Genomic DNA, 2,281 nt, shown 5'->3' with positions numbered 1-2,281 from the left:
GTTGGGGCAGGCCGGCGCCCGATACCAACTCCATCTGCGGCGGCGTGACCGCGCCCAGGACGCCGACGAGCAGGACGCGGATAGCCGTGCGAAGCTTCGTGAGCATTCGATCTCCTCCTCAGCCATGTTTTGTTTATCAGAAGCGCCTAACGCGGCTGAAATTTGACTCGCGCCGATGACGCTGGCTACTGCGGCACGTCATTACCTTCGAAACGCCTTTGCTCTCGCTCGGATGTTGCGTGATAAAAAAATCATCCGCCTAAATTGTCGAAAATGCTGCTCTTGGTATCATCTGCCAGCTTGAGAGAGCAGATTCTCACAACGCATTGGTGACAGCGATCAGGCGCGGATTACGGTGACCGGATTGGACTGCGCCCCTCAAGTGAGACACGATAAGCCACCGCTACATGCCGTCATCCGCTGATAGCGACGAGGCGGAGGCGGCATCTTCGGCGCCGATTTCCAGGGCTGCACGACCTAGTGAAAATCCCTTGAAGGCGGCAGGATGCGTACGTTGCGGGGGTGGCGGTGTCTTTGCGCCGGTTGATCGAGATGCTGGCGCGGGTCGTCGTTGAGCGGCTCGACCAGCACGGCGCCCGCGGGCACCGCCTGTTTCGGGCGCGAAGCGTCGTCGGCGAGGGCGAGCAATTCGCGCGAGCGGTCGATCAGGTGCTGAGCAACCAGATGCGTCACGCCTTCCGGGCTGCTCTGGACATAGCCCTCGACCAGCACCAGCCGCGCGCCCATCACCTCTTTCCGGAACTGCTCCATCACCTTCGGCCAGACCACGATATTGGCGATGCCGGTCTCGTCCTCGAGCGTCATGAACACGACGCCCTTGGCGCTGCCCGGCCGCTGCCGCACCAGCACCACGCCGGCGCAACGCATCCGGCGCCTGTCATTCGCCTTGCAGACCTCGTGGCAGGCGGCGACGCGCTCGCGTGAAAACATCGCGCGCAGGAACTGCATCGGATGGCCCTTCAGCGACAGGCGGATGGTCTGGTAGTCGGCGACCACCTGCTCCGGCAGCGGCATCAGCGGCAAGGGCTGTGCGTTCTCGTCCGGCTGCTCGCGCGCGGTTGCCGCCTCGAACAGCGGCAGCGGCACGTCGTCGGGCAACCGCCGCACCGCCCACAGCGCGGCGCGGCGATCGAGCCCGAGCGAGCGGAACGCATCGGCATCCGCGAGCAGGACCAGCGCGCGTTTCGGGAGTCCCGTGTCGCGGGCAAAATCCTCCAGCGAGGTGAACGGGCCGCGCGCCCGCGCCGCCACGATGCGCGCAGCCCAGTCGTCGATTTTGGGCTCCTCAGATAGCGGCGTCGGCGGGGGAGGGCCAGGGAGGGGGGTGCCACACGGCACGCTCCCCGTTGGTGGCGAAGAAGTATTCCCGCGATCCTCATGCATCGAGTTTGCGGCTGCCCCCCTCCCCGACCCTCCCCCGCATCCGCCTTCGCCCGAAGGCGGGCTTCGGCGGACAAGAGGGGGGAGGGAGCGCACCATCCTCGCGGGCGGGCCATGTGCGATAGTCCTGCCTTCCTGAGGAGTGTGTATCCCCTCCCGAAACGACGGCCGCAAGCGCTTCAAGCGCTCTTCGTCCGGATCAACCCACGCAAACCCGTCGATCTGGCGGAAGCCGAGCCGCACCGCGCAATGCTTGCCAGTTTTCTCCTCCAGCGTGTTCGCCGCGAGGCTGAAGGAGACGTCGACCTCGCGGACCTCGACGCCGTTCTTGCGGGCATCGCCGACGATCTGCGCCGGCGCATAGAAGCCCATCGGCTGCGAGTTGAGCAGCGCGCAGCAGAATGCGTCGGGATGATGATGTTTCAGCCAGGAGGAGATGTAGACGAGCTGAGCGAAGGCGGCGGCGTGGCTCTCCGGGAAGCCGTAGGAGCCGAAGCCCTTGATCTGGTCGAAACAGTTTCTGGCGAATTCCGGATCGTAGCCGCGCGCGATCATGTTGCCGGTCATCTTCTCCTCGAACTTGCCAATGGTGCCGACGTTGCGGAACGTCGCCATCGCGCGGCGCAGGCCGTTGGCCTCTTCCGAGGTGAATTTCGCCGCCTCGATCGCGATCCGCATCGCCTGCTCCTGGAACAGCGGCACGCCGAGGGTCTTGTGCAACACCTTGTAGAGTTCGTCCGCATCGCCATGATCGGGCGACGGCGAAGGATAGCCGACCTTCTCCTGGCCGTTGCGGCGGCGCAGATAAGGATGCACCATGTCGCCCTGGATCGGCCCGGGCCGCACGATCGCGACCTCGATGACGAGATCGTAGAAGGTC

Annotated in this window: 1 protein-coding gene; it reads right to left on the bottom strand. The window is 65.1% G+C overall.

Annotated features, from left to right (window positions below):
- Window positions 1-477: 477 nt before the first annotated feature.
- A partial coding sequence (locus tag JOY90_RS28945) for an OB-fold nucleic acid binding domain-containing protein (RefSeq protein WP_291694511.1) occupies window positions 478-2,281 on the bottom strand: 1,804 nt, incomplete at its 5' end.

Origin of the sequence: Bradyrhizobium sp. (assembly GCF_019242285.1) — a bacterium.
In the GTDB taxonomy this organism is placed as follows: Bacteria; Pseudomonadota; Alphaproteobacteria; order Rhizobiales; family Xanthobacteraceae; genus Bradyrhizobium.
The sequence above is the reverse complement of the archived record's forward strand: the minus strand, read 5'-3'. Positions and strand labels throughout refer to the sequence as shown.